The sequence below is a fragment of the Gorillibacterium massiliense genome, assembly GCF_000455485.1.
GTDB classification, from domain to species: Bacteria; Bacillota; Bacilli; order Paenibacillales; family NBRC-103111; genus Gorillibacterium; species Gorillibacterium massiliense.
On the sequence record NZ_CBQR020000102.1, the window covers coordinates 192,255 to 215,535 of the forward strand.

Annotated in this window: 19 protein-coding genes; 3 read left to right on the top strand and 16 right to left on the bottom strand. The window is 50.1% G+C overall.

Annotated features, from left to right (window positions below; genetic code table 11):
• Nucleotides 1–36 precede the first annotated feature (36 nt).
• The 5 genes from TJ79_RS13970 to TJ79_RS13990 form a co-directional block, all read right to left on the bottom strand.
• A complete protein-coding gene (locus TJ79_RS13970; RefSeq protein WP_040950918.1) occupies nucleotides 37–762 on the bottom strand; it encodes a 3-ketoacyl-ACP reductase in 726 nt (241 codons plus the stop codon).
• 273 nt (nucleotides 763–1,035) lie between these two features.
• Complete coding sequence (locus tag TJ79_RS13975; RefSeq protein ID WP_040950919.1) at nucleotides 1,036–2,898, bottom strand: ABC transporter ATP-binding protein; 1,863 nt, start codon at nucleotides 2,896–2,898, stop codon at nucleotides 1,036–1,038.
• Nucleotides 2,867–4,633 carry an ABC transporter ATP-binding protein gene (locus TJ79_RS13980; RefSeq protein ID WP_040950920.1) on the bottom strand — a complete coding sequence of 589 codons (1,767 nt, stop codon included), beginning with the start codon at nucleotides 4,631–4,633 and terminating at the stop codon, nucleotides 2,867–2,869. The genes TJ79_RS13975 and TJ79_RS13980 overlap by 32 nt, the downstream gene beginning before the upstream one ends.
• A gap of 2 nt (nucleotides 4,634–4,635) precedes the next feature.
• Nucleotides 4,636–4,947: a hypothetical protein gene (locus TJ79_RS13985; protein ID WP_040950921.1), complete on the bottom strand. Its 312-nt coding sequence runs from the start codon at nucleotides 4,945–4,947 to the stop codon at nucleotides 4,636–4,638.
• Between the two features lie 208 nt (nucleotides 4,948–5,155).
• Nucleotides 5,156–5,545: a winged helix-turn-helix transcriptional regulator gene (locus TJ79_RS13990; protein ID WP_040950922.1), complete on the bottom strand. Its 390-nt coding sequence runs from the start codon at nucleotides 5,543–5,545 to the stop codon at nucleotides 5,156–5,158.
• Nucleotides 5,546–5,682: 137 nt separating this feature from the next.
• On the opposite strand from TJ79_RS13990, the gene TJ79_RS13995 reads away from it, so the two are divergent.
• Both TJ79_RS13995 and TJ79_RS14000 read left to right on the top strand, forming a co-directional pair.
• Nucleotides 5,683–6,909, top strand: a complete 1,227-nt coding sequence (locus TJ79_RS13995) for an MFS transporter (protein WP_040950923.1) — start codon at nucleotides 5,683–5,685, stop codon at nucleotides 6,907–6,909.
• Nucleotides 6,910–6,933: 24 nt separating this feature from the next.
• Complete coding sequence (locus TJ79_RS14000) at nucleotides 6,934–7,776, top strand: aldo/keto reductase (RefSeq protein WP_040950924.1); 843 nt, start codon at nucleotides 6,934–6,936, stop codon at nucleotides 7,774–7,776.
• A 49-nt stretch (nucleotides 7,777–7,825) separates the two neighbouring features.
• Here TJ79_RS14000 and TJ79_RS14005 read toward each other — a convergent pair whose 3' ends face one another.
• The 4 genes from TJ79_RS14005 to TJ79_RS14020 form a co-directional block, all read right to left on the bottom strand.
• Nucleotides 7,826–9,211 (bottom strand): MATE family efflux transporter, encoded by a 1,386-nt coding sequence (locus TJ79_RS14005; RefSeq protein WP_040950925.1) that lies wholly within the window; start codon nucleotides 9,209–9,211, stop codon nucleotides 7,826–7,828.
• A 160-nt stretch (nucleotides 9,212–9,371) separates the two neighbouring features.
• Nucleotides 9,372–10,796, bottom strand: a complete 1,425-nt coding sequence (araA, locus tag TJ79_RS14010) for an L-arabinose isomerase (RefSeq protein ID WP_040950926.1) — start codon at nucleotides 10,794–10,796, stop codon at nucleotides 9,372–9,374.
• 92 nt (nucleotides 10,797–10,888) lie between these two features.
• Complete coding sequence (locus tag TJ79_RS14015) at nucleotides 10,889–11,584, bottom strand: L-ribulose-5-phosphate 4-epimerase (RefSeq protein ID WP_040950927.1); 696 nt, start codon at nucleotides 11,582–11,584, stop codon at nucleotides 10,889–10,891.
• A 1-nt stretch (nucleotide 11,585) separates the two neighbouring features.
• Nucleotides 11,586–13,199, bottom strand: coding sequence for a xylulokinase (locus TJ79_RS14020; RefSeq protein WP_040950928.1), 1,614 nt, complete (start codon nucleotides 13,197–13,199; stop codon nucleotides 11,586–11,588).
• A 354-nt stretch (nucleotides 13,200–13,553) separates the two neighbouring features.
• On the opposite strand from TJ79_RS14020, the gene TJ79_RS14025 reads away from it, so the two are divergent.
• On the top strand, nucleotides 13,554–14,642 hold the full coding sequence (locus TJ79_RS14025; protein ID WP_040950929.1) for a GntR family transcriptional regulator: 1,089 nt from the start codon (nucleotides 13,554–13,556) through the stop codon (nucleotides 14,640–14,642).
• A 108-nt stretch (nucleotides 14,643–14,750) separates the two neighbouring features.
• Here TJ79_RS14025 and TJ79_RS14030 read toward each other — a convergent pair whose 3' ends face one another.
• The 7 genes from TJ79_RS14030 to TJ79_RS14060 form a co-directional block, all read right to left on the bottom strand.
• Nucleotides 14,751–15,713 (bottom strand): glycoside hydrolase family 113, encoded by a 963-nt coding sequence (locus TJ79_RS14030; protein ID WP_420319391.1) that lies wholly within the window; start codon nucleotides 15,711–15,713, stop codon nucleotides 14,751–14,753.
• Between the two features lie 33 nt (nucleotides 15,714–15,746).
• Complete coding sequence (locus TJ79_RS14035; RefSeq protein WP_040950930.1) at nucleotides 15,747–16,703, bottom strand: ABC transporter ATP-binding protein; 957 nt, start codon at nucleotides 16,701–16,703, stop codon at nucleotides 15,747–15,749.
• The gene (locus tag TJ79_RS14040; protein WP_040950931.1) at nucleotides 16,693–17,679 is read right to left on the bottom strand and encodes an ABC transporter ATP-binding protein; all 987 of its coding nucleotides are present in this window, start codon (nucleotides 17,677–17,679) and stop codon (nucleotides 16,693–16,695) included. Before TJ79_RS14040 ends, TJ79_RS14035 begins: the two co-directional genes overlap by 11 nt.
• Nucleotide 17,680: 1 nt before the next feature.
• On the bottom strand, nucleotides 17,681–18,583 hold the full coding sequence (locus TJ79_RS14045; RefSeq protein WP_238323013.1) for an ABC transporter permease: 903 nt from the start codon (nucleotides 18,581–18,583) through the stop codon (nucleotides 17,681–17,683).
• Between the two features lie 38 nt (nucleotides 18,584–18,621).
• The gene (locus tag TJ79_RS14050; RefSeq protein ID WP_238323014.1) at nucleotides 18,622–19,608 is read right to left on the bottom strand and encodes an ABC transporter permease; all 987 of its coding nucleotides are present in this window, start codon (nucleotides 19,606–19,608) and stop codon (nucleotides 18,622–18,624) included.
• A gap of 49 nt (nucleotides 19,609–19,657) precedes the next feature.
• On the bottom strand, nucleotides 19,658–21,757 hold the full coding sequence (locus TJ79_RS14055; protein ID WP_155987884.1) for a peptide ABC transporter substrate-binding protein: 2,100 nt from the start codon (nucleotides 21,755–21,757) through the stop codon (nucleotides 19,658–19,660).
• Nucleotides 21,758–22,372: 615 nt separating this feature from the next.
• Nucleotides 22,373–23,221 (bottom strand): alpha/beta fold hydrolase, encoded by an 849-nt coding sequence (locus TJ79_RS14060; protein WP_040950934.1) that lies wholly within the window; start codon nucleotides 23,219–23,221, stop codon nucleotides 22,373–22,375.
• Nucleotides 23,222–23,281: the final 60 nt, after the last annotated feature.

A 23,281-nucleotide genomic window follows, 5' to 3' on the forward strand; every position in this document is an offset into this window, starting at 1 on the left:
GCCTTTTTTGCGTTGCGTTGCCAACCAAAGGATGGATTAAAAGGGGTTTGTTGCAATGAAGCTCGCCGCTTTCACATACATCCGCGGATTGATTTTCAATTGGTCGACAATGAACTCCGCAATATCTTCAGGCTGAACGAATTTGGAGTCATTGTTTTCCTTAATCAGACTCAGGTCAAGGGCCAGGTCGGTGGCAACCGTGCTTGGGGTCAAGGTGGATACCCGAATATTGTTGCGGCGCACTTCTTGGGCAAGGGACTCGGAAAAACCGATCACCGCGAATTTCGATGCGCTGTATGCGCTTGAGGTAGCGGCTCCGTTTAATCCGTTCGTGGAGGAGATATTGATGATATCTCCGCGGTTTTTTTCGATCAATTGCGGCAGTACGGCACGCGTTACATAGTAAGTGCCCAATACATTGGTATCGATCATCCGTTTCCACTCTTCCGGATCCATCTCCAGAACCGTGCCGAAGGTGGCAATGCCCGCGTTATTGATCAGAATATCCGCAGGTCCCAGTTCAGCTTTTAACGCTTCAACCGCGGCATCGACTTGCTCCTTCGAGGAAATATCAACTGCCGCATATGCTGCTTTCACGCCTAAACCTTCCAGATCGGCGGCTACTTCCTTTAAGAGTGTTTCCGTTCTTGCCAGCAAGCCAACGTTTACGCCTTCTTTCGCCAGTGCGATAGCCGCCGCTTTTCCGATCCCTCTTGCTCCGCCGGTTACAATTGCAACTTTTCCTTTTAGTGATTGTGCCATTACAGTATGCTCCTCTCGATTTTCTGTCTACCCGTATTACCCGTCATTATATAGGGAAGGAACGAAAGAATACAAGGATTCCGTCCCTGCAAAACCTGATTATTCTTCCAATCGCTGTTGCGCTCAGATTCCATGATTAGACAACTTCATAAAGGTAGGAATCTGATCGCAAAGGCGACCGCTAACGCTTTTCCAGAACAATCGGTTTCTCCGCTCCTTCATCCCGTTCTTTCGTTTCTTCCCTATAGTATACATCGGAATGATTTTCTATTTTCACCCTGCATCCTTTTGAGCAAACTGGTTGTGATACAAGGTGTAGTAAAATCCTTTCTTCTGCAAAAGCTCCTCGTGAGACCCCATCTCCATAATCTCGCCGTCATTGATGACCACAATGCGGTCCGCCTCCCGGATGGTGCTGAGCCGGTGGGCGATGACGAAGCTGGTTCTTCCCTTCATCAGCGTCTTCATCGCTTCCTGGATATGCAGCTCCGTTCGGGTATCCACGCTGCTCGTCGCCTCATCCAGAATCAAGATGGAGGGGTTGGCCAGTACCGCCCGGGCAATGGTAAGCAGCTGCCGCTGACCCTGGCTCAAATTGCCGCCTTCAGCGCTCAGATCAGTGTCATAACCGCCCGGCAGCTTGCGGATGAACGTGTCCGCATTCGCCAGCTTGGCCGCCGCCTCCACTTCCGGATCGGTGGCTTCCAGCCGGCCGTAGCGGATATTTTCCCGGATCGTCCCGGAAAAGACGTGGGCATCCTGCAGCACGAGACCGATCTGCCTTCTCAGTGCACGCATTTCCATCTCCCCGATGTCTTCACCATCTATAAGGATCCGACCGGATTGGATGTCATAGAAACGCGTCAGCAGGTTGATGATCGTCGTTTTCCCCGCACCCGTTGGGCCGACTAACGCAATCATTTCACCTGGGGAGACGTGGAGAGAGAGGTTTTTCAGGATCGGCACCTCCGGCCTATAGCCGAAATGGACCCGGTCCAGGGTGACTTCACCTTTAATCGGGCGATCGGGCTGGGCAGTGTTTTCTCCCCCATCCTCCGGCTGCAAATCCATTACCTCAAACACCCGTTCCGCCCCGGCAACCGCCGATTGAAACAGATTGTACTGGTTGGCCAGTTGGTTGATCGGCTGGCTGAACTGGTTGGAATAATTCAGGAAGCTGACGATAATGCCCACGGTAATGAGATCATGATAGGCAAAAATCCCGCCGAACACGGCGATGACGACAAAGCTTAAGTTGCGCATCATGTTCATCATCGGGCCCATGGAGCCGGAGAGGCTTTGAGCTTTCACGCCGACGGACCGAAGCCGCTCGTTGATTTCACGAAACTGCTCGGCGGTTTTCGCTTCCCGTCCGAATACCTTGATCACCTTCAGACCGGAGATGCTCTCCTGCACGAACCCGTTCACTTCGCCCAGCTGCTTTTGCTGCTCGGAAAAATACTGGCGGGTATATTTAGTGATTCGTTTCGTGAACACGGCAATGAGCGGAACGGTCAAAATCGTGATGAGTGTCATCCACAGGCTCAAGCTTAACATCATGACGACGCTGCCCACCAGAATCAGGACGCTGGAAATGAGCTGCACCACCGTCTGGTTCAGCGTATTGGAGACGTTGGCGATATCGTTGGTCGTGCGGCTCATCAGCTCACCATGGGTTTTTTGATCGAAAAAAGAAATCGGCAGCCGCTGGTACTGCTCGAACAAATCCTGGCGCATGTCGCGAACGGTATTTTGCGATAAACTGGAGGCCATGATCTGCTGAATCCACGTGAAAATCGCCCCGCAAACATAGGCCGCCAGCAGCACCAAGCCCATGCGCACAAATCCGGCGGACCGATGGGGATCGATGTAGTCGTCGATGATTTTGCCGATCAGATAAGGCCCAGCTAGCGTAAATACGGTCGTCAGTACCGTGCAAATGACTACCACCCACAAAGCCCAGCGCTGGAGTTTCAAGTAACCCCAAATGCGCAGTAGCGTGCTTTTGGCATTCTTGGACCGGACCTTGGGAACGTCTCCGGGGCGTGGTCCGTGGCCTTGGCGAAAGCCCATTTGAGCGAGGTTATCCGCTGCTCTCGTTCCGCTAGCGGGAGGGGAGGGTTGATTCTTGGCCATAGGGCACCTCCTCGTTGCCAAATTGGGACCGGTAAATGTCCTGATAAACCTCGCATGTTCTCATTAGCTCGCCGTGGGTGCCGCTGCCCACTATGGCTCCTTCGTCAATGACTACGATTTTCTCAGCTGCGATGACGGAGGAGATCCGCTGGGCGATGAGGAACGTGATGCTATCCTTCGCCAACGCCTGCAAGGCCATGCGGAGCCGCCGTTCGGTTCCCAAGTCCAAAGCGCTGGTACTGTCGTCCATAATCAAAATAGGCGGTTTGATGAGCAGCGCCCGGGCGATGGAAAGCCGCTGTTTTTGCCCGCCGGACAGGTTGACGCCTTTTTGCCCCAGTTCAGTGTCATACCCATCAGGGAACTTAGCGATAAAGTCATGAGCCTGAGCGACTTTTGCCACCGCCTCGATCTCCTCTTGGGTTGCATCGGATTTGCCGAAGGCGATATTGTCGCGGATCGATCCCGTGAATAAAAAGGATTCCTGGAGGATCATCCCGATGCTCTGCCGAAGATCGGACAGCGGCAGGCCGCGGACATCTTTGCCGTCGATCCGGACCGAACCGGAGGTAACATCGTAGAGTCGGGGAATCAATTGCACGAGAGTGGACTTGCCGCTGCCCGTAGCCCCGATGATCGCAACGGTTTCGCCACGGGAAGCTTCCAGAAGGATATCCCGCAGAATCAATTCTTTAGGATCGGTCGATCCGGAATAAGAAAAAGAGACATCCTCGAACGCCACATGTTCCGCCTTCAAGGACGATGCCGTCCGGTTCTCCGCGTTTTCAATAGTCGGGCGGGTAGTCAACACCTCTTGAATGCGCTTTGCGGAAACGTTGGCTTGCGAGAGGTTCATCATGAGACCGCTCACCATTAAAAGAGAGGAAAGCACTTGCGCCACGTAATTGACGAACGCCACCAAATCTCCTACGCGAACCGATCCCGCCCATACCTGATGGCCTCCGTAGAGCAGAATGATCACCATGCACGCATTCATGATGATTGTCATGATCGGGGAGTTGAGCGCGATGAAACGCGCCGCTTTTATAGAAATTTGGGTATAGTCCCGGTTGACCTCGCGAAACCGCTTCGTTTCGTAATCGGAGCGAACGAATGCCTTCACCACCCGAATGCCCGCTAAATTTTCCTGAATCCGAATATTCACCGCATCCAGCTTCGCCTGAACGCTTGCGAATAAAGTCGTGGAAAACTGGATAAGTACGACGAGGACGGCGACGAGAACAATCAAGGTAGCCAGCAAAATCAAACCCAGCCGCACGTTCATCAACAGCGCCATCACCACGCTGCCGATGAGCAGGCTCGGCGCCCGGACAAAACCCTGCAAGGCCATTTGCAGCATATTCTGCACTTGCACCACATCGTTGGTCATCCGCGTGATGAGCGAACCAGTTTTGAACGTATCCAGATTTTCAGCGGAAAAGGTTTGCACCTTGTTGAACAAGCCTTCCCGGACGTCTGCCCCAAAATTTTGGGAGGCGCGGCTGGCGAACAAATTACACCCTACGCCGGCGATAAGCCCAAGCACCGCCACCAGCGCCATCGTCCATCCGGTGCGCTCAATCACGCTGAAGTCCCGTTCCACCACCCCAAAATTGACGATATGGGCGGCCAACCGAGGCTGAAGCAAATCAAAAAAGACTTCAAACATCATAAACAGCGGCCCGAGAATAAAAAACTTCCGGTACGGCTTGATATACTTTTTCAATCCCCACATATCTAGTTGGACCCTTCTTCTTTCCCGTCTTGGTTATTTGTCTGGCTGTCTTCCCGCTCGCGGATCTCAAAATGCCGGGTATATTCGTCGATAATCGACTCCACCGCCTTCAGCTCGCCCAACAGAACCGGTTTGATATCCGTAAACTCCGGCGCTTCCAGCTGCTGCTTCAAAGTGGCGCGCTTTCCGTTCAGCCGCTCCAAAAACTCCAGCGCACGCCCCCGGCGAAACGTTTGGGCTCCTTGATGATGTCTGCCTCGATGCCCTTCTCCCTTGCACTTTTCTTCATTCCTCCAGCCGTCATGATCCCTCATGATTATGCTCACCTCTTTTCGTATACGTTTGTATACGTTAATTGTATACATTTGTATGCGTCATCGTCAACTGAATGTCTGCTGAAAATGCAAATCAACCTCCCACGCTAAAAGAAAAAAGGCACCCTCGAATCAGTGGGTGCCCAAATAAAATGCCCGCGCCTAATGCAGAGAGAATGCGTTGTACGCTCAAGATTTCGTCCTTTTTTCAATCCGTTAGCTTTTCCTTATTATTCAACATGTTATCCTCAAGCACAGCGAATTTATCATCATACTCTTTAAGAATATGCATTTCTCCCCACGCGCATAATGAATCCAAAATCGATTTCAAGCTCCATCCATACTCGCTAAGCTCATACTCCACTTTAGGAGGCACTTGATTATAAACGATCCGATTGACAATGCCGTCCTCCTCCAACTCTCTCAGCTGTTGGGTTAACATTTTTTGCGTAATCCCCGTCATTAGCCGCCTTAAATCACTCGTCCGTTTCTTCCCGTGAGTTAGATAGCACAAAATGACGCACTTCCACTTTCCCCCGATTACCTCCAGCGTCGCCTCGACGGAGATATTATATTTCTTCTTCCCTGTGACCTTCATAACAACCTCCTGTTATCTCACGATAGGCACTTTTAAGTGCCTATCGTACAAAAAAGTGCGTACTGTTCAGTTCCGATGTTACCGCTCATAATAGCACTTACCGGCCGGGCATTACAAAAGGATTGGAGTGGAAACATATGCCTCGCAAGAATAATAGAAACCTTTTGGCGTTGCTTGCATTAGCCATCAGTGCGTTTGCAATTGGGACAACCGAGTTTATCAGCGTAGGCCTGCTTCCGCTTATCGCTGCGGACTTTCATATATCGGTCACGACTACGGGATTAACCGTTACGTTGTATGCGCTAGGCGTAACCTTCGGGGCTCCCGTCCTAACCTCATTGACTTCCCGCATTTCGCGGAAAACGCTACTGCTGTGGATCATGGTCGTATTTATCGCAGGTAATGCACTAGCCGCAGCAGCCAGCGGAATAACCGTTTTGCTGATGGCCCGAATTATTTCCGCGTTGGCTCATGGGGTATTCATGTCCATTGGCTCTACGATTGCAGCCGACCTCGTACCCGAACATCGACGAGCCAGCGCCATTGCCATCATGTTTTCCGGTCTTACGATCGCTACCGTAACCGGAGTCCCATTAGGCACTTTCATCGGTCAGCAAATGGGTTGGCGTGTCGCTTTCATTGCCATTACCGGTGTCGGTATTTTAGCTTTCCTGGCAAACATGACACTAGTCAACTCCAATTTGCGAAAAGGGGGCAAAATACTCCTGAGCGATCAGTTCAAGCTCGTGACAAACCCTCGTTTGATGCTAGCCTTTATCATTACGGCGTTAGGATATGGAGGCACTTTTGTCGTCTTCACTTATCTATCCCCGTTGCTTCATGATTTGTCCGGATTCGCAGACGGAACGATTGCGGTCATCCTTCTTCTGTATGGACTCGCCATTGCCATCGGCAATGCAATTGGAGGCAAAGCGGCTAACCGCAATCCTGTGAGGGCTCTATTCTACATGTTTTCCATTCAAGCCGTTGTACTCTTGGTACTGGCTTTTACAGCGCCTTATAAAGCCGCGGTACTAATAACCCTCTTTTTCATGGGCTTGTTCGCCTTTATGAATGTCCCCGGCCTGCAAGTTTACGTCGTGATGCTGGCTGAACGCGTGGCTCCGCAAGCAAAAGACGTGGCTTCCGCAGTTAACATTGCCGCATTTAACGCAGGCATTGCGATTGGCGCCTATTTGGGCGGTGTTGTTACCGACTCTATCGGACTAATCCATACGACCTGGATCGGAGCCTTAATGGTATTGGGGGCCGTCGTGCTGACTGCACGGGCCGGAATCTTGGAACGTAAAGATCAAGCAAGATTCGAAACAACTGATGGTAAGCCGGAACAAGCAGCGGTTTAATCTATTTTTTAGGAGGAATCTATAATGATGAAGCATCTCCAAGATACAGTAACTTTACACAACGGAGTAAAAATGCCCGGGCTTGGACTTGGCGTATTTAAAGTGGAAGAAGGCGACGCGTTGGTTCAAGCGGTCAAAACGGCTATTGCACACGGTTACCGCAGCATCGATACCGCCGCGATTTATGGCAATGAACGAGGTGTCGGCCAAGGGATTCGGGAAGCTTTGCAAGAGAACGCGATTCCGCGGGAAAGTCTCTTCGTAACGTCCAAGGTATGGAACGCCGACTTGGGCTATGAATCCACACTGGCTGCCTATGAAACGAGTTTGAAGAAACTGGGTCTGGACTACCTTGATCTGTACCTCATTCACTGGCCGGTAGAAGGTAAGTACAAAGAGGCTTGGAGAGCTATGGAAACCTTGTATCAAGAAGGGCGAGTAAAGGCCATTGGGGTAAGCAACTTCCATATTCACCACCTGGAAGATCTGATGGAGAGCGCCCGCATCAAGCCGATGGTCGACCAGGTCGAATTCCACCCTCGCTTAAGCCAAAGGGATTTGCTTCGTTTCACGCAGGAGCACGGCATCCAAATGGAGGCTTGGTCGCCATTGATGCAAGGCGAACTCCTGAGCAACCCGACGCTACTTGAACTAGCGGCCAAATACGGCAAATCCGTCGCACAAATCATTTTGCGCTGGGATTTGCAGCACGGGGTGATCACCATACCCAAATCAACCAAGAAGCAGCGCATCCTGGAAAATGCAACGCTGTTCGACTTTGCATTGAGTCAAGAGGACATGGAGAGAATCGATGGGCTGAATCAAAATAAACGCATTGGGCCTGATCCGGATCACTTTGATTTTTAAGCCAAAGATAAACAAAGGCACCCTCGAATTAGAGGGGGCCTTTACCTGTTTACGAAGCTTGCTGCTCCGAACTTATCGTTGCCGGGGTCACCAGGGCTTTCTTTTCCCAGGCTCGGCTTCTCCAGCGAAGCAGCATGATCACTCCGCGCGTCCATTCGTCCACAGCGAAGGCAATCCATATGCCCAGCAGTCCGAGGCTCGTGTGAACGCCCAGGATATACGCAAGGGGTACGGAGATTCCCCACATCGAGCATACGCCCATCATGACGGGAAACCGTGCGTCACCTGCCGCCCGTAAGGAATTGATAATGACAATATTGAAGGTCCGGCCAGGCTCAAGCAAGACAGATAGCAAAAGGATACCTGCACCGACGGCGATAATGTCCGCATCATGCGTGAACATCCCGATAATATCACGCCGGAATAGCGATGCCGTGCCCACCACGATAAAGGTGACGAAGAAACTGATTTTCACGCTTTTCATCAGCCTTTGGTAAGCTGCCTTCATATCCCCTGCACCGACCATCTGCCCGACCATAATCTCCGTACCCGCGCCGATAGCCATAGCAAGGGCCATAAAATAGTTCGATACGTTCATCACGTACACATGGGTATTTAGAGCGGTGACGCCAATGATATTGACGAAGCCCACGACCATGAGGTACTGCGACTGCCAGGACAGGTGCTCCCCGGCGGCAGGCAAACCGACGCTCAAAATCTTTTTCACGTAAGAGCCGTTCCAAGTAATGTAGTCCTTACGCCGAATCGGCGCCGGAGAGCGGCGGTACAGAATGAAAAAGAGCACGACGATACCGATTAAGCGGCTGACCACCGTGGAAATGGCCGCGCCTGTAACGCCCCATTCCGGAAAACCGAACTTGCCAAAGATCAATAAATAATTGCCGGTCATATGGATCAAATTGACCCCTAAGGTTACATACATGACGCTTTTCGTGTGTCCGCCCGCCCGGACAATGGATGAAATGGCATAAGAAAGAGCTTCAATCCAGATGAAGCCGCCGATGATTTTCAAATAGCGGCTGGCGATCCCAATCTGCTCCGGGTTCAAATTCAACAACCGCATGAGCGATTCTCCGAAATTGACGAGCAGAACGCTGACGATGATCCCAAAAATCAGGTTAATCGTAATGGCGAGGGCCGAGATGCGGCTCGCTTCCTGCTCCCTGCGGGCGCCGATATATTGGGAAACGACGACGCTGGTGCCAATCCCGACAAAGCCGAACATCATGATGCAAAAAAAGATGATTTCGTTGGCTAATCCCACCGCCCCCGTGGCTGTATCCGAAATGCGGCTTAACATAAATACATCCACAGTTCCGAGCATCATCCGAAGGACAGAGTCGACGAAAATCGGCCAAGTCACGGCAAAGAGACTGAGTTTCTTCCAAGATGGTGTTTGATCTGATAATGTCACGTTTTGCTTACTCCTATTCGTTCTTTTCCATGCGTTTTTCCTAGTGTAGTGCGTGCTTGCCAAAATGTCTATGGCGAAAAGAGGCATGAATATATGGAAAATAGGCGAATAAGCCATCGCTTATTCGCCTATTTGATGTTTGTAGGACTCTCTTGAATCCTTATTTAATCACGACGTATTCCAACCCTACCAGCTTGGCGTACGTTACGACTTGATCCGTTGTCAGGTTCAAGGAAACAACGGTATGGTGGCCGCCGCCGTTCTCGATCCAGGCTTTCACGCCATCTTGGAAGTTCGGCTTCACGGTCCACAAGACGCGAGCTACCGGAAGCTTGGGAGCCGGAACCGTCGGTTCGAATGCCGAAACCTCGTTGATCAGCAGCTTGTAATGGGTACCGAAGTCAGCCATCGATACGACCACGCCTTCGCCGGCTTTGCCATCAAATACGAGACGAGCAGGATCTTCGCGGTCGCCAATACCCAGGGGAGACACGAGAACCTTCGGTTTGTTGCTGGCCAAGCAGGGATCTACCTCAAGCATGTGGGATTGCAGGATCGATTCTTGACCTTGAGCCAGTTCATAGGTGTAATCTTCCATGAAGCCGGTGTTTTGGTTGTGGCTCATAACTTTCAACAAACGATCGAGAGCGGCCGTTTTCCAGTCGCCTTCGCCGGCGAAGCCGTAGCCTTGCGCCATCAAACGTTGAACGGCAAGACCCGGAAGCTGCTTCATCCCGTGCAAATCTTCGAAGTTCGTCGTGAAGGCATTGTAGCCGCCATTGTCCAGGAAGCGCTTGATGGCGATTTCGTAGCTGGCTTGCACTTTCACGCTGGCTTCCCAAGCTTCCTTGCTGTACGTGCCGTAGTCAAAATCATAAAGCTCTGCGTATTCCGCGAACAGAGCATCAATTTCATCAGCCGTAACGGCATTCACGTATTGAACAAGATCGCCAATGCCATAGTAGTCGACAGTCCAGCCAAATTGAATTTGGGCTTCGACTTTATCGCCTTCCGTAACGCCAACCTTGCGCATGTTGTCACCGAAACGGGCTACCTTGATGTTGAAGCTTTCGTTATAAGCAACGGCTACGTCCATCCACTCGGCAATTTGCTTTTGAACTTCAGGACGCTCCCAGTAGCCGACGACCACTTTGTTTTGCTTTTTCAAACGGGCATTGATAAAGCCATATTCACGGTCGCCGTGTGCAGCTTGGTTCAGGTTCATGAAGTCCATGTCGATCGTAGCCCACGGAATGCTCTCGTTATATTGCGTGGCCAAGTGCAGCAAAGGCTTTTGCAGCAGTTTGGTGCCGCGAATCCACATTTTTGCTGGGGAGAAAGTGTGCATCCAGGTGATGACGCCGGCTACCTCGTCGCGGTAGTTGACTTCCTTCATGATGGAGGTGATTTTGTCCGCGGTGACCGCCAAATCTTGCAAAACAAGAGGGTATGGCAGAACGCCGCTCTGATTCAAGGCATCGGTCATAGCTTGAGCGTGGGCTTTTACTTCCGCCAACGCTTCTTCCCCATAGAGATGCTGCGATCCTACGACAAACCAGAATTCTTTAGCGCTTACTGTTGTCATGATAGTCAACCTCTTCCCGTTAGTTTTTAAATAGATGGAACGAAAGATCGTAAGGAATCCATCCCTTTCTTTCGTTCCATTCACTTGGTGGATTACTTTTGCCCGTAGTAGGCGTCTTTCCCGTGCTTCCGCAAATAGTGTTTATCCAAAATACGCTGCGGCAATTCCTCGGCAAAATGGTTCAAGGACCGGGCGAACAAGTTCGTCTTGCACACTTCCTCCAGCACGACGCTGTTCATGACGGCATACTTCGCATCCTTGCCCCAAGTGAACGGAGCATGGCCTTTCAGCAGAACGCCGGGAACTGCCATCACATCCAGACCTCGCTGTTCAAAGGTTTCGATGATGACACGGCCAGTCTCCGCTTCATAGCCCCGGTCGATTTCTTCCTGCGTCAAAAATCTGGCACAAGGAACGGAACCATAGAAGGTGTCAGCATGGGTCGTTCCCATAACCGGAACATCAAGGCCGGCTTGTGCCCAAGTCGTTGCCCAAGTCGAGTGCGTATGCACGATGCCGCCGATTTCCTTGTAATGCTTGTAAAGCACGGCGTGGGTCGGCGTATCGGAGGAAGGCCGAAGCTCTCCTTCCACGACATTGCCGTCGAAGTCGACGACTACCATGTCGCTTGGCTTCATTTTGTCATAGCTGACGCCACTCGGTTTAATAACGAACAAGCCGCTTTCCCGGTCAACTGCACTTACATTGCCCCAGGTGTATTTCACGAGCCCGTGTTTCGGCAGGTCCAGATTAGCCTCGTATACCTCTTCCTTCAATTTCTCCAGCATGTTATTCCCTCCCGTTCTCCACTAGATGATCGACAGCTGCCTGCTCAATCGCCAGACCCTTGGTGTACCTCTCCATAAAGAGTTCAAAGCCTTTTACGTCCGTGCCGTCCGGATAAATTTCTTGCCCTTCCGTATCCTTAAAGACTTTGCCCGCGAGGAAATCGTCCAACTTTTCTCCTTGATCCTTGTTAACCATATAGGAAGCCAAGATGGCCATCCCCCATGCCCCGCCCTCTCCGGCTGTTGCCATAACGGATACCGGAACATCCAGGGCAGCCGCCAACATTTTTTGCCCGACAAGAGGGGTTTTGAATAACCCGCCGTGAGCCAAAATGCTGTCGATTGCGACGTTTTCTTTTTTGGTCAAAATGTCCATGCCAATCTTCAAAGCGCCGAAGGCGGTAAAAAGATGCACTCGCATGAAGTTGGCCAGGTTGAACCGGCTCTCGGGCGAGCGGACGAAAAGCGGCCGGCCTTTTTCCATACCGGTAATATTTTCACCCGAAAAGTACCCGTAGCTCAGCAAACCGCCGCCATCGGGGTCCGCCTCCAACGCTTTTTTGAACATCACGCTGAACAATTGGCCGGAATCCACTTTTTGCCCCATGGCCTCATAAAATTCACGGAATAATCCCATCCAGGCATTGATGTCGCTGGAGCAGTTATTGGCATGAACCATGCCCACCGGGCTCCCGTCCGGGGTAGTGACCATATCGATTTCCGGATACAAGGCCGAAAGCTCTTTTTCCAGGACGATCATGGCAAAAACCGAAGTTCCTACGGAGATGTTGCCGGTCCGTTTTCTCACACTATTGGTCGCGACCATGCCGGTTCCGGCATCGCCCTCGGGAGGACAAAGCGGAATACCAGGCTGCAGGTTTCCGGATGGATCTAAAATTTTGGCTCCGGCTTCAGTTAATACCCCTGCCTGTTCGCCTGCGGTATAGACCTTCGGAAGAATAGCTTTCAACTTCCAAGGGTAGCCTTTGGTTGCATTGTGTTCATCAAATTGCTTGACCATTGCTTCATTGTAATCTTGTGCCGCTTCATCGATCGGAAACATACCCGAAGCATCGCCGATGCCAATGGCCTTATTGCCGGTGAGTAGCCAGTGAATATACCCAGCCAAAGTGGTAATGAATTCAATGTGCGGCACATGCTTTTCTTCATTCAAAATCGCTTGATACAGATGGGCAATGCTCCACCGTTCCGGGATGTTGAACTGAAATTTATCCGTTAATTCTTTCGCTGCCGCGCCGGTCGTTGCATTTCGCCAAGTCCGGAACGGAACCAGCAGTTCGCCCGTTTTGTCAAATGCCATGTATCCGTGCATCATCGCCGAAAATCCAATCGAACCGACTGTTCGAATGGTGACTCCGTATTTTTGCTCAACCTCTTGCTTCATTTCGCTATAAGCTTCTTGAAGCCCCTTGAGGATATCCGCCAGGTTGTACGTCCAATACCCGTCGACCAAGAGGTTCTCCCACTCATAGCTTCCGGATGCGATGGTCTCAAAACGACGATCAATCAGCACCGCTTTGATACGTGTGGATCCAAATTCGATTCCGAGCGTTGTTTCCCCCCCGGTAATCGCTTGTTTCAAGCTCTGATCCATGATCACGTTACTCCCCTCTGTGACAACTGTGTTAACGTTTATGCCAAGAATAAACGGCTGACGCCGTCCATAGGGGACGTGCGACGTTTACCGAAGCGGCATAAGGCTAAGTATAGTGAAGGCGCTTTCCCATATTGACAGCCTTAGTATATTTTTTGTTCGTACATTTGTCAACTCGCACTACGAGATATACCTACAAATAATGCGTCGACAAATTCGCTTTTTTTCTTACAAACCTTACTATATGCAAGTTGGTCGCTTGTCATAAGATCATGGTCACGCTAAAATATGTACATACAACTATTAAGTATTTGTAAAGTAGTACTCGAACAGCCGCGAAAGAAGTGAGTATAGATGAAGCCAAAGTATCAGATCATTCTTGAGGATATCAAAAGCGACATCCTGTCGGGAGCCTACGGCGTAGGCGAACAAATCCCAACGGAGTTGGCCTTGCAGATCAAATACAGCGTGAGCCGGCAGACGGTTCGAAAAGCCATTTTGGATCTGTCCAAGGAGGGCTTCTTAAGAAGCGAAAAAGGCTCCGGCATCTATGTCAGCAATCAATACCGGGCCAAAGCCGGCGGAAATGCCAACAAACGAACCATCGGCGTCATCACGACCTACATCTCGGATTACATCTTCCCGTCCATTATCCGTGGAATCGAAAGCAGGTTAAACGAAGATAATTATTCGCTGCTCTTGGCCAGCACCAATAATGATGTCGCCCAGGAAAAAAAGGCACTGGAAATGATGCTCTCTTTCGGTGTGGACGGCTTGATCATTGAACCAACGAAAAGCAACCTCTATAACCCCAACATCGCGTATTATCTGTCGTTCAAGGAACAGGATGTCCCGCTCATCATGATCAATGCGTATTATGAAGAATTGGAGGTCCCTTATCTTTGTCTCGATGACGTAAAGTCCAGCTATCTGGCGACCAAAGAACTGATCTCGAAAGGACATACCCAAATCGGGATCATTGCCAAAATGGACGATTTACAAGGAAAATACCGCATGAAAGGTTTTATCAAAGCCCTTGGAGAAGCCAAATTGCGGTTTCAGCCGGAGCACGTGCTTTCCTTCGACACCGAATCGAAAATGAACCTATCCGCCAACATCAAGCAGTTCCTAAGTGAAAACAAAGACCAGTTGACGGCCATTGTCTGCTACAACGATGAGGTAGGGCTGGAAGTGGTAAATGTATGCAGACAACTTGAGCTGTCCGTTCCGGAAGACTTATCGATCATCGGACAGGACAATTCGTATATTGCCAAAAACGCCAACATCAAATTAACGACATTGACTCATCCCCAAGAACAAATGGGACGCGATGCAGCCGAATGGGTTATTAAGAAGCTGCAAGGGAAAAAGGACTTGCCCAATAGCACCTATTATCAGCCAGTGTTGATTGAAGGGGAAACGGTGAAGGCAATAATAGGCTAATCGCTCTAAGTAGAAACTATGGCAAATGCATCGCGTGAAAAAGCCCTCCACTCCATGATCCGCTTGGATCAGAAGTGAAGGGCTTGCTTACGTTGCATCAGCTTGCTTTTACCGTGCCTTCGCGTACCAATCCTTCAGCACAACTTCCGCCTGTTTGCCATAGATGTCGAAGCCCGTATTGATCTTGGCTTCCTCAAGAGGGTACAGCTTAACGCTCCAATCCCACCAGAAGAATCCCGCAAACCAGGGCTCTTCCCAAAATGCCTTGATGACTGAGCTGTAAAAATTGGCCTGCTCCTGCTCGCTAACCGGCAATTCCGTATGCGTGAAATCATAGGGCATCATCGCGCAGCCCAATGCGCTTCGGCAGCCAATCTCCATGAATACAATCGGCTTGCCGAATCGGGCGTGCAGCCGCGCTAGCTTTTCCCTGACAGGCAGCCAATTATGGATCATCACTTCCTCACTGTCGCCGGGCTGATTGGCTACCTGATAATAGGCGCTGATACCGATGACGTCCACTTGATCGAACCAGGCTATGTTCTCTTCCGAACCGTGATTCGCGTTATACGTAAGCGGACCGCTATATAACTTCCGGACTCGCTCGATCAGTTCGAGCCAGTGCTCGGTCTTCTTTTCCGTGGAGATCATCTCGCAGCCGATGCAAAACATTTCGCAGCCCAGTTCCTCTGCCAATTCGGCATAGTGGCACAAGAAGTTCTCGTATGAGTGGAACCAAGCGGACCAATACGGCTCGGCCATTGCATCCTTCGGGAACCCGATATGCGCCCGCCAGATACCGTCAGCCGAATTGACCACAGGCTTCAAACACACCTTCAGTCCCAGCTCATGAGCTTGTCTCACCGCATGTTCGATATCGCGGTCGGTCATCGTAACGCCGTAATCAAATGAAATCACAGTGGAATTAACATTTGGTTGAAGCGTATAAAAGGCCAGGGCGATCCACTCGCTGCCCGTATCCTTCAACTTTTGCAGCGAATCCAGCGCGTAAGGCTGGCGGTACGTGCCGCGAGTGGTGTTCCAGCCGTAAGTCATCCCTTTAATGAACAAATCCCCACCCTCTCTCCGTGCCGTTTAGCCTTGCTACTTAACCAAATGGCAAGCCGCAAAATGGCTTTCCGATACTTCCTTCCGTCCCGGTTTCACCGATTTGCATTCATCCGTTGCATAAGCGCAGCGCGGATGGAAAGTGCACCCGTTTGGAGGATTAAGCGGCGATGGCACCTCGCCTTGAATGAATAATAACTCCTGCTTATTCTCCATACGATCCGGAACCTTTAAAATCGATTGGAGCAATACCTGCGTGTACGGATGCATCGGTTTATGGAACAATTCATCCGCCGGAGCTTGTTCCACCACTTCGCCCAAATAAAGAACGGCGATTTCATCGCTCAAATATTCGACCACCGCTAAGTTGTGCGAAATAAAAATATACGTCAGGTTAAACTCCTTCTGCAGATCGAGCAGCAGTTGAATAATTTGCACCTGAATCGATACGTCCAAAGCAGAAACCGGTTCATCGCAAATAATCAGCTTCGGGTTTAGCGATAAAGCTCTGGCGATTCCTACCCGCTGCAATTGCCCGCCGGACAATTCATGGGGATAGGCATATTTGACTTCATCCGGCAGTCCTACGCGTTTCAGCAATTCGCTTACCCGTTCTTGCCGGCTTGCTTTTGTGCCGATCTTGTGGATCGCCATGGCATCCTCAATGGCATCCCCCACTGTCATTCTGGGGTTCAAACTCGCGCTGGGGTCCTGGAAAATGATTTGCATATCTCTGCGCAGAGGACGCAGAGCTTTTTTCCTAACCTTGGAGATATTCGTCCCGTCAAACGTAATCTTGCCCTTATCTGAATCCAGCAAACGCAAAACCAAGCGTCCTAACGTCGACTTTCCCGAACCGCTTTCACCCACAAGACCCAGCGTTTTTCCCGCCTCCAAGGTAAAGGAAACGTTCTCGATGGCATGCAGCTTTTTACCTTGAACGCGAAAAATCTTCGATATATTTTCAACTTCCAGCAATACGTTATTTGGCAAGGGAAACGACCTCCTCGGCATGATGGCAGGCGATTTGATGATCTCCGCCAAATGCGCGAAGCTTGGGCAATTCACGGAGACAACGCTCGGTCGCGAATGAACAACGGGGCGCAAAGGAACAGCTTGTTGGTATCTCCGTGAGCGATTTGGAGACCCCTGGAATCGGCATGATCTCTTTGCCGCGCTGACCGACTTCGATGATCGAGCGTTTTAACCCGATGGAATAGGGGTGAGCCGTCTCCCGGATGAATTGCTCGGTTTTGGCCACCTCCATGATTTGGCCCCCGTACATGACGATGATTTTATCGCAAAAATTCGTCGCAACCCCAAAGTCGTGGGTTACCATGACCACGCTCATCCCGCGTTTGCTGCGCAACTCTTGAAGAAGCGCTAAAATTTGCATTTGCACCGTGACGTCGAGAGCGGTTGTCGGCTCATCGGCAATCAAAAGCTGCGGCTCGCAAGCCAGGGCGATAGCAATCATAATGCGCTGGCGCATTCCCCCGGAAAATTCGTGGGGGTAGTTCTTAAACCGCGCCTTCGGATCCGGAATGCCCATTTCATGCAGCAAATGCAGCGTCCGTTCGAAAGCCTCCTTGCGGCTGACATAATGATGCGTCAGCATCGCCTCCATGATCTGATCGCCGATGCGCATCACCGGATTCAAGCTCGTCATCGGATCCTGAAAAACAACGCCGATATCGCGGCCGCGGATGTCTTCCAACTGTTTGGGCTTCAGCTTCAACAGATCTCTTCCCTGGAACATGGCGGTCCCCGCCGTGATTTTGCCATTCTCGCGAAGCAGCCCGATCGAAGACATCAAAGTAACGGACTTGCCAGAGCCGCTTTCGCCTACGATGCCTAGCGTTTCATTTTCATTTATCGAAAAGCTGACGCCATTGACGGCACAAACTTCATCTTCGTTTCTGGAGAATTTCACTTGCAGATTATCGATCGCAAGCAACGGTCCGCTCATGTCAATTGCCTCCCTTCGGACTAAACGCTTCCTGGAGACCGTCCGCTACGAAAAGAAAAGAAAGCAAGGTCATCGCAAAGATACCCGCCGGAAAATAGAGCAACCACGGGAAGCCGAGAATACTATCACTGGCTTGGGCAATCATGTTGCCGAAAGAAGGAATCGGCGGTTGAAGACCCATACCAAAAATACTCAAGCCCGCGATCTGCGCCAGATCGCCGGGAATCCCGAAAGCAAGGGCAACCCCCATGCTGCCGATGACGTTCGGCAACATGTACTTTCTCGCAATGTGCATCTGAGAAGCGCCTAAAGCTGTCGCTGCTTCCACCATCTCGCCATTGCGCATGCCAAGGACCAAACTTCGGATGAGTCTCGCATAACCTGCCCAACCGGGGATTCCGATGGCCAAGATCAGCGACCAATAACCACGGCCTAACATAACAACCAAGATCAAGGCAAATAAAAAACCCGGCAGCGTCATCATGAAATCGACGCCGCGCATAATCACCACGTCCGCGATGCCGCCGCGCAAGCCTGCCCACAGGCCTAAAATAACGCCGATTACAAAGCTGACCAACGTCGCTCCCAGGGCAATGATCAGCGCACTGCGGACACTGAACAAGATTTGGCTGAACATATCGTGGCCCACATTGTCCGTGCCGAAGATATAATGCCAGGACGGCGCTTGGTTGATCGCCAAGAAATCGCCCATGTGATAGTCATGTGGGGCAACCCACGGCCCAATGATACCGATAATGAAAAAGAGGACAACCCAGACCAGACCGATAACGGCAAGACGGTGGTTTTTAAAACGTCTCCAGCCTTGACGAAACGGAGATCGATTTTTATTTTTCTTATCGCTGACGTTTGCACGAATTGCAGTTGTTGTTGCAGGACTAGCCAATGGCTCCCCCTCCTATGCTCTTTGGAACGCAAGGTTGTTTATAATTTGACGCGCGGATCAATGATGGCATATATGATGTCAACCATTAAATTCATGACCATAATCATGGAGCCCAGCAGGAAAACAGAGGTGATGGCCAGCGGGTAGTCAAAGCTGGTGAACGCCGTCTGCATTACTTTTCCAAGTCCGGGTATCCCGAATATTTGTTCCACCCAGATCGTTCCCATGACGGTAAACGCAAATTGTGGTCCAATAACGGTAATCATCGCTGTCAGGGAGTTTTTGACTCCGTGCTTCAAAACCATCGGCCAATATTTGACTCCCTTGGCTTTAGCCGTGCGGATATAATCCTGCCTCATCGTTTCAATCAAGCTTCCGCGCATATAGCGGGCCACTACCCCGACGTTCGCGGCGGACAAACAAATGACCGGCAGCACGGCATCCTTCCAGGAGCCCCATCCGGAAATGGGCAGAATGTCTGGGAAAACGACGCCGAACAGCAGAACCATAATAACAGCAAGAACGAAAGATGGAATCGCCTGACCGGCCAAAGAGACAGAGCTCAGAGCATAATCGATCCAAGTGTTTCGTTTCAACGCCGCGATCACGCCAAAAGGAACCCCAATGACAACCGAAAGAAAAATGGATCCGAAAGCCAGCTTCAAGCTGACCGGCAAGGTGTCCTTAAGCTGCGACATAATGGACAGGGATGGGTTCTGCATCGAGTTTCCGAAATTGAAGGTTAATTCATGCCCAACATAATTAAAAATCTGATGCCAAAGCGGCTGATTCAGTCCGTACCGGCTTTGGAATTGGTCCATGACTTGTTGATAAAGGATCGGATTTTGGCTTTGCAGCGGAGCCAGTACCGTAGCCATGACCGTCGTGTGCATGAAGCCGCCCGGCGAATAATACATCAAAATATAGCTGACAGCCATAACCAGGATTAAGGTTATGATGATTTGAATAATGCGCTTGATAATAAACTTGGTGACAGCCATATCCCAGTCTCCTTTACCAATCATAGGGGGGCACCCAAATCGGTGCCCCTGAATGATCGTTATTCGATTGCGCTTACTCTACGTTCAAATATTGGAATCCGTAGAAGTTGCCCCATGCCCACGGGTTCGATTGGACACCGGTAACGCCCTTCTTCACCAAGAAGAATTGCTTTTGATAAAACAGTGGGATGTTGTAGGCATCATCCAGCATGCTGTTGACAACCTTGGCGGCGAACGGTGCGGCATCCTCAACCGTCAAGGCGTTCACGAATTCGTCCTTCCACATTCTCAGATCCCGCAGGGTATCGGTTGTCGTCTTATCGTAATACACGAGAACGTCCAGGGCGTTTTGATTCAGTTTAGCGCCCGGCGCATTCGGCGCAACGAAGGTCCACGCGGTTACGAAGGCTGCGTGTTTATCAGCGTCGGTCTTGGCATTCTTCCAACTGTCGACGATTTGCTGCCATTGCACCTCACGCGTCGTGCCTCCCGGAGGATTCAAATAGACTTGCCATTCTTGAGGCTGCTTGGCATTCCATTCGTTTATATAGGCGATATCATCTTTGGCCGCTTTTTCAAGGGCAGCCCAATCGTTCCAATTCACGCCTACTTTCGCATCGTTCGGATCCCCGTACTGGGCAATAGCCGGTTTATAGTAGACATCCTTACTCCAATCCACAAAGTTCTTCGTGGCTTCCAGCGGCGCATCCAGCGTTCCGATAGCATACATCTGTTGGGTTGCGCCCATATCCAGGCTTCCGGGTTCACTCCAGTTCGTGGCGCCCGAGGCCAGGATAAAGCCAGGTTGTGCGTCGGCTTGCGGACCGCTGTACTGGTAAGCGTTCCATTCCGTTTCGCTCAACTGTTTGATTTCCGATTGAATCCCCAGATTTTGTTGCAGCTCCTGTCCAAGGGCCAATGCGATTTTTTCACCTTGGGGATCTTTATCCTTAATGCCAATATAGAGTGTTAATTTCGGCAGGCCTTTACCACCCTCGTATCCGGCGTCTTTCAACATCTTTTTAGCATCGCTCAGATTCTCTTCAATTCCCTTTTCCAGCTTATCCGTCGCCCAACCCGGGGAAGAGAAGGTATTGGTGGATCCGCCCATGCCGTTCAGAACCGAATCGACGATAGGAGAGCGCTGAATCGCCTTCGCTATAGCCTGACGTACTTCTTTCTTGTCATACGGAGATTCTGTCGTCGGATTGCTCCATTCCAAGTAGCGGATCGAATAGTTCGGGGCCATGTAAAGCTGATCTTTCAAATCATGCGTCTTCACATATTGCAAGTCAGACGTGGACTGCACGAGAGAAACATCCGTTTTGCCGGCCATGTAAACTTCTACAGGTACCGTCGACTCCGGAAGAATATGGATGGTCTCGACATTGCCATGATTGAGCTGATCTTTGGTGCCTACATAGTTGGTGTTAGCCACCATGACGAGTTCGCCGTTAGGCGTGAACGATTTCACAGTGTACGGACCGTTGCTTACGAAATTAGCCGGCTCGAACCAATTGGTTGGATGCGCTTCCAAACTTTTGGTATTAATGGGCATCGAACCGGAAAGAACCATATCGCCCAAAATAGCGTGAGGCAACGAGGTCGTAATGGCCAATGTATAGTCATCGACGACTTTCAAACCAACTTCGTCTTTGCCGACGGAGCCTGCGTGATAAGCGTAGCTGTTTTTAACAAAGTTAAGAACGCTGAGCCAAAGCTGTGCGGTCGCATTTTTCGGATCCAATTGATACATATAGGAGTTATAGAAGTCATTCGCCGTTACTGGGTCGCCGTTCGACCATTTGGCATCTTTTCTAAGCGAAAAGGTCCAAGTCAGTTTGTCATCGGAGACTTTGTATCCCGTGGCGATCTTCGGAACGATCTCATTCTTTTGATTGTAACCATAGAGTCCTTCCAGCAGCGTCCCTTGCTGAACCAGAATTTGTCCTTGCCATTGCGTTGGATCGAGCGTCGGGATCTTGGGATTAATGACCGTTACCGAGCTCCCCGCCTTAATTTGCGGATCGGAAGTGTTTTTATTTGGGATTGCACTTTGAGCGATACTGCTGTCTTTGCTGGAGGTATTACTTTTATTTTTTGAACATGCTGTCGCCGATCCTAGAACTAATGCCAGGGCGGTAACCAGAATCAAACCCTTTTTCATATCCATTTCAGGCAGTCCTCCTTATTTGACCCTCTTTTTGTAAAAATCAAGAAACCCCACTTTTCTCTATTCACTCCCTGCATCGCCCACCCCCTAACAACAAACATAACAAAATGGCTAAAAAATCACCATTCAACAAAACAAAACCTACCATTTGTAATAACTTGTTATCGCTTTCATTCTAGGATTTGGAGTATACATTGTCAAGAAGTAAATAATAAAGATCCATTTTCAAAACAAAATGACCGACCGTTTTTGTTCACTTTTTCAAGAAAGACCGCCTTTTGACGGATGGAAAACAGGCGGTTCCCCATGCCGGCATGCGAAAAATCAGATTATGATACAATTTGGTTAATAGGTATGTGGAACCAAAACAAGAAATAACCATGGTCTTTCAAAACGAAATATGCGTTAGGTAGTTTTCTTATCATTTTCAGAGAAATTCAAAAAGGACTGTAGCCGGTTGCTAAGCGGCAACCTACCGCAGTCCATCCAATGAACGTATATATGAAATCTTCCTATTGTACCAGAAATCGACTGCATTTTGCTTTGAAAAGCACGGGGAGATGTTCATGGGGAAGATGCTTAAACTTTCGTTTCAGTTGGAGATGACTACCATTGTTATATTTTCTGTAAAAAATCCAGCATATTGCTGCGTACCACACGATAGTGCGGGCTGAACCACATAAGATGGCTTTCTGCTTCCGTTAGACACAACTCAGCATGAGGGATTCGACTCATCGCGTATTCAACATGATGGTATGGGATAGTACCGTCATACTTGCTGAAAACAATCAGTGTCCGCGCCTGAATACTTGAAAGATCCCCACTTTTGTGATGGATATCGTTCATGAATCCTGAACCGGAACGTTGTGTTTCAACAAACTGCTTCATGCTAAGAAGTTGCTCATCATCCAAATCTTTTATGATTGCTTTGGCATCCAAGGTAGTCAAGCTCTCCATTAACTTCGAGAGTGTAAACCGGGGGGCTGCATTCAGCACCCCTCGGAAAAACGCCCAAAATAGCCGCTCTATACCGGGTCTAAATAACAGCGAAGCTATACGTTTCTGCTTGGCGTCCGGCCATTCGCATGTTACAGCGCACTGTAGAACAAGGCTCCGAACAAGCTGGGGGTATCTACTTGCAAGCTGAAGTCCCGTAGGCCCGCCAGCAGATAATGCTATGACATCAATCTGATGGATCTGAAGCTTGTCCATTAATGCGGCGAGTGCATCAGCTGCCCCTTCAGCCGTTCTACCAGTTGTGGATGGGGTTCCTTGATAACCGGGACGTGAAGGGACAATCAGCCGAAAACCCGCATCCAGCAGATAGGGCTCATCGGGAAGTGGAGAGTTACAATGCGTATGCCCTCCATTGATAATCAACAAGGTCCGTTCTGCCGGGCTATTTTCAGGCTCGGCAATTCGATATTCCATTAAGCCATAACGAGTTTGGGTGAAGGTTTCCATTGGATTTCTCCTTTTTTATAAAAATAAACAGCCGTTCATTTTTGATCTAAAAAAAATGTT

Coding starts and splice junctions, on each gene's coding strand:
- TJ79_RS13970 (WP_040950918.1), bottom strand. CDS start 762: ATGGCACAATCACTAAAAGGAAAAGTTGCAATTGTAACCGGCGGAGCA.
- TJ79_RS13975 (WP_040950919.1), bottom strand. CDS start 2,898: ATGGCCAAGAATCAACCCTCCCCTCCCGCTAGCGGAACGAGAGCAGCG.
- TJ79_RS13980 (WP_040950920.1), bottom strand. CDS start 4,633: ATGTGGGGATTGAAAAAGTATATCAAGCCGTACCGGAAGTTTTTTATT.
- TJ79_RS13985 (WP_040950921.1), bottom strand. CDS start 4,947: ATGAGGGATCATGACGGCTGGAGGAATGAAGAAAAGTGCAAGGGAGAA.
- TJ79_RS13990 (WP_040950922.1), bottom strand. CDS start 5,545: ATGAAGGTCACAGGGAAGAAGAAATATAATATCTCCGTCGAGGCGACG.
- TJ79_RS13995 (WP_040950923.1), top strand. CDS start 5,683: ATGCCTCGCAAGAATAATAGAAACCTTTTGGCGTTGCTTGCATTAGCC.
- TJ79_RS14000 (WP_040950924.1), top strand. CDS start 6,934: ATGATGAAGCATCTCCAAGATACAGTAACTTTACACAACGGAGTAAAA.
- araA (WP_040950926.1), bottom strand. CDS start 10,796: ATGACAACAGTAAGCGCTAAAGAATTCTGGTTTGTCGTAGGATCGCAG.
- TJ79_RS14015 (WP_040950927.1), bottom strand. CDS start 11,584: ATGCTGGAGAAATTGAAGGAAGAGGTATACGAGGCTAATCTGGACCTG.
- TJ79_RS14020 (WP_040950928.1), bottom strand. CDS start 13,199: ATGGATCAGAGCTTGAAACAAGCGATTACCGGGGGGGAAACAACGCTC.
- TJ79_RS14025 (WP_040950929.1), top strand. CDS start 13,554: ATGAAGCCAAAGTATCAGATCATTCTTGAGGATATCAAAAGCGACATC.
- TJ79_RS14040 (WP_040950931.1), bottom strand. CDS start 17,679: ATGAGCGGACCGTTGCTTGCGATCGATAATCTGCAAGTGAAATTCTCC.
- TJ79_RS14050 (WP_238323014.1), bottom strand. CDS start 19,608: ATGATTGGTAAAGGAGACTGGGATATGGCTGTCACCAAGTTTATTATC.
- TJ79_RS14055 (WP_155987884.1), bottom strand. CDS start 21,757: ATGGATATGAAAAAGGGTTTGATTCTGGTTACCGCCCTGGCATTAGTT.
- TJ79_RS14060 (WP_040950934.1), bottom strand. CDS start 23,221: ATGGAAACCTTCACCCAAACTCGTTATGGCTTAATGGAATATCGAATT.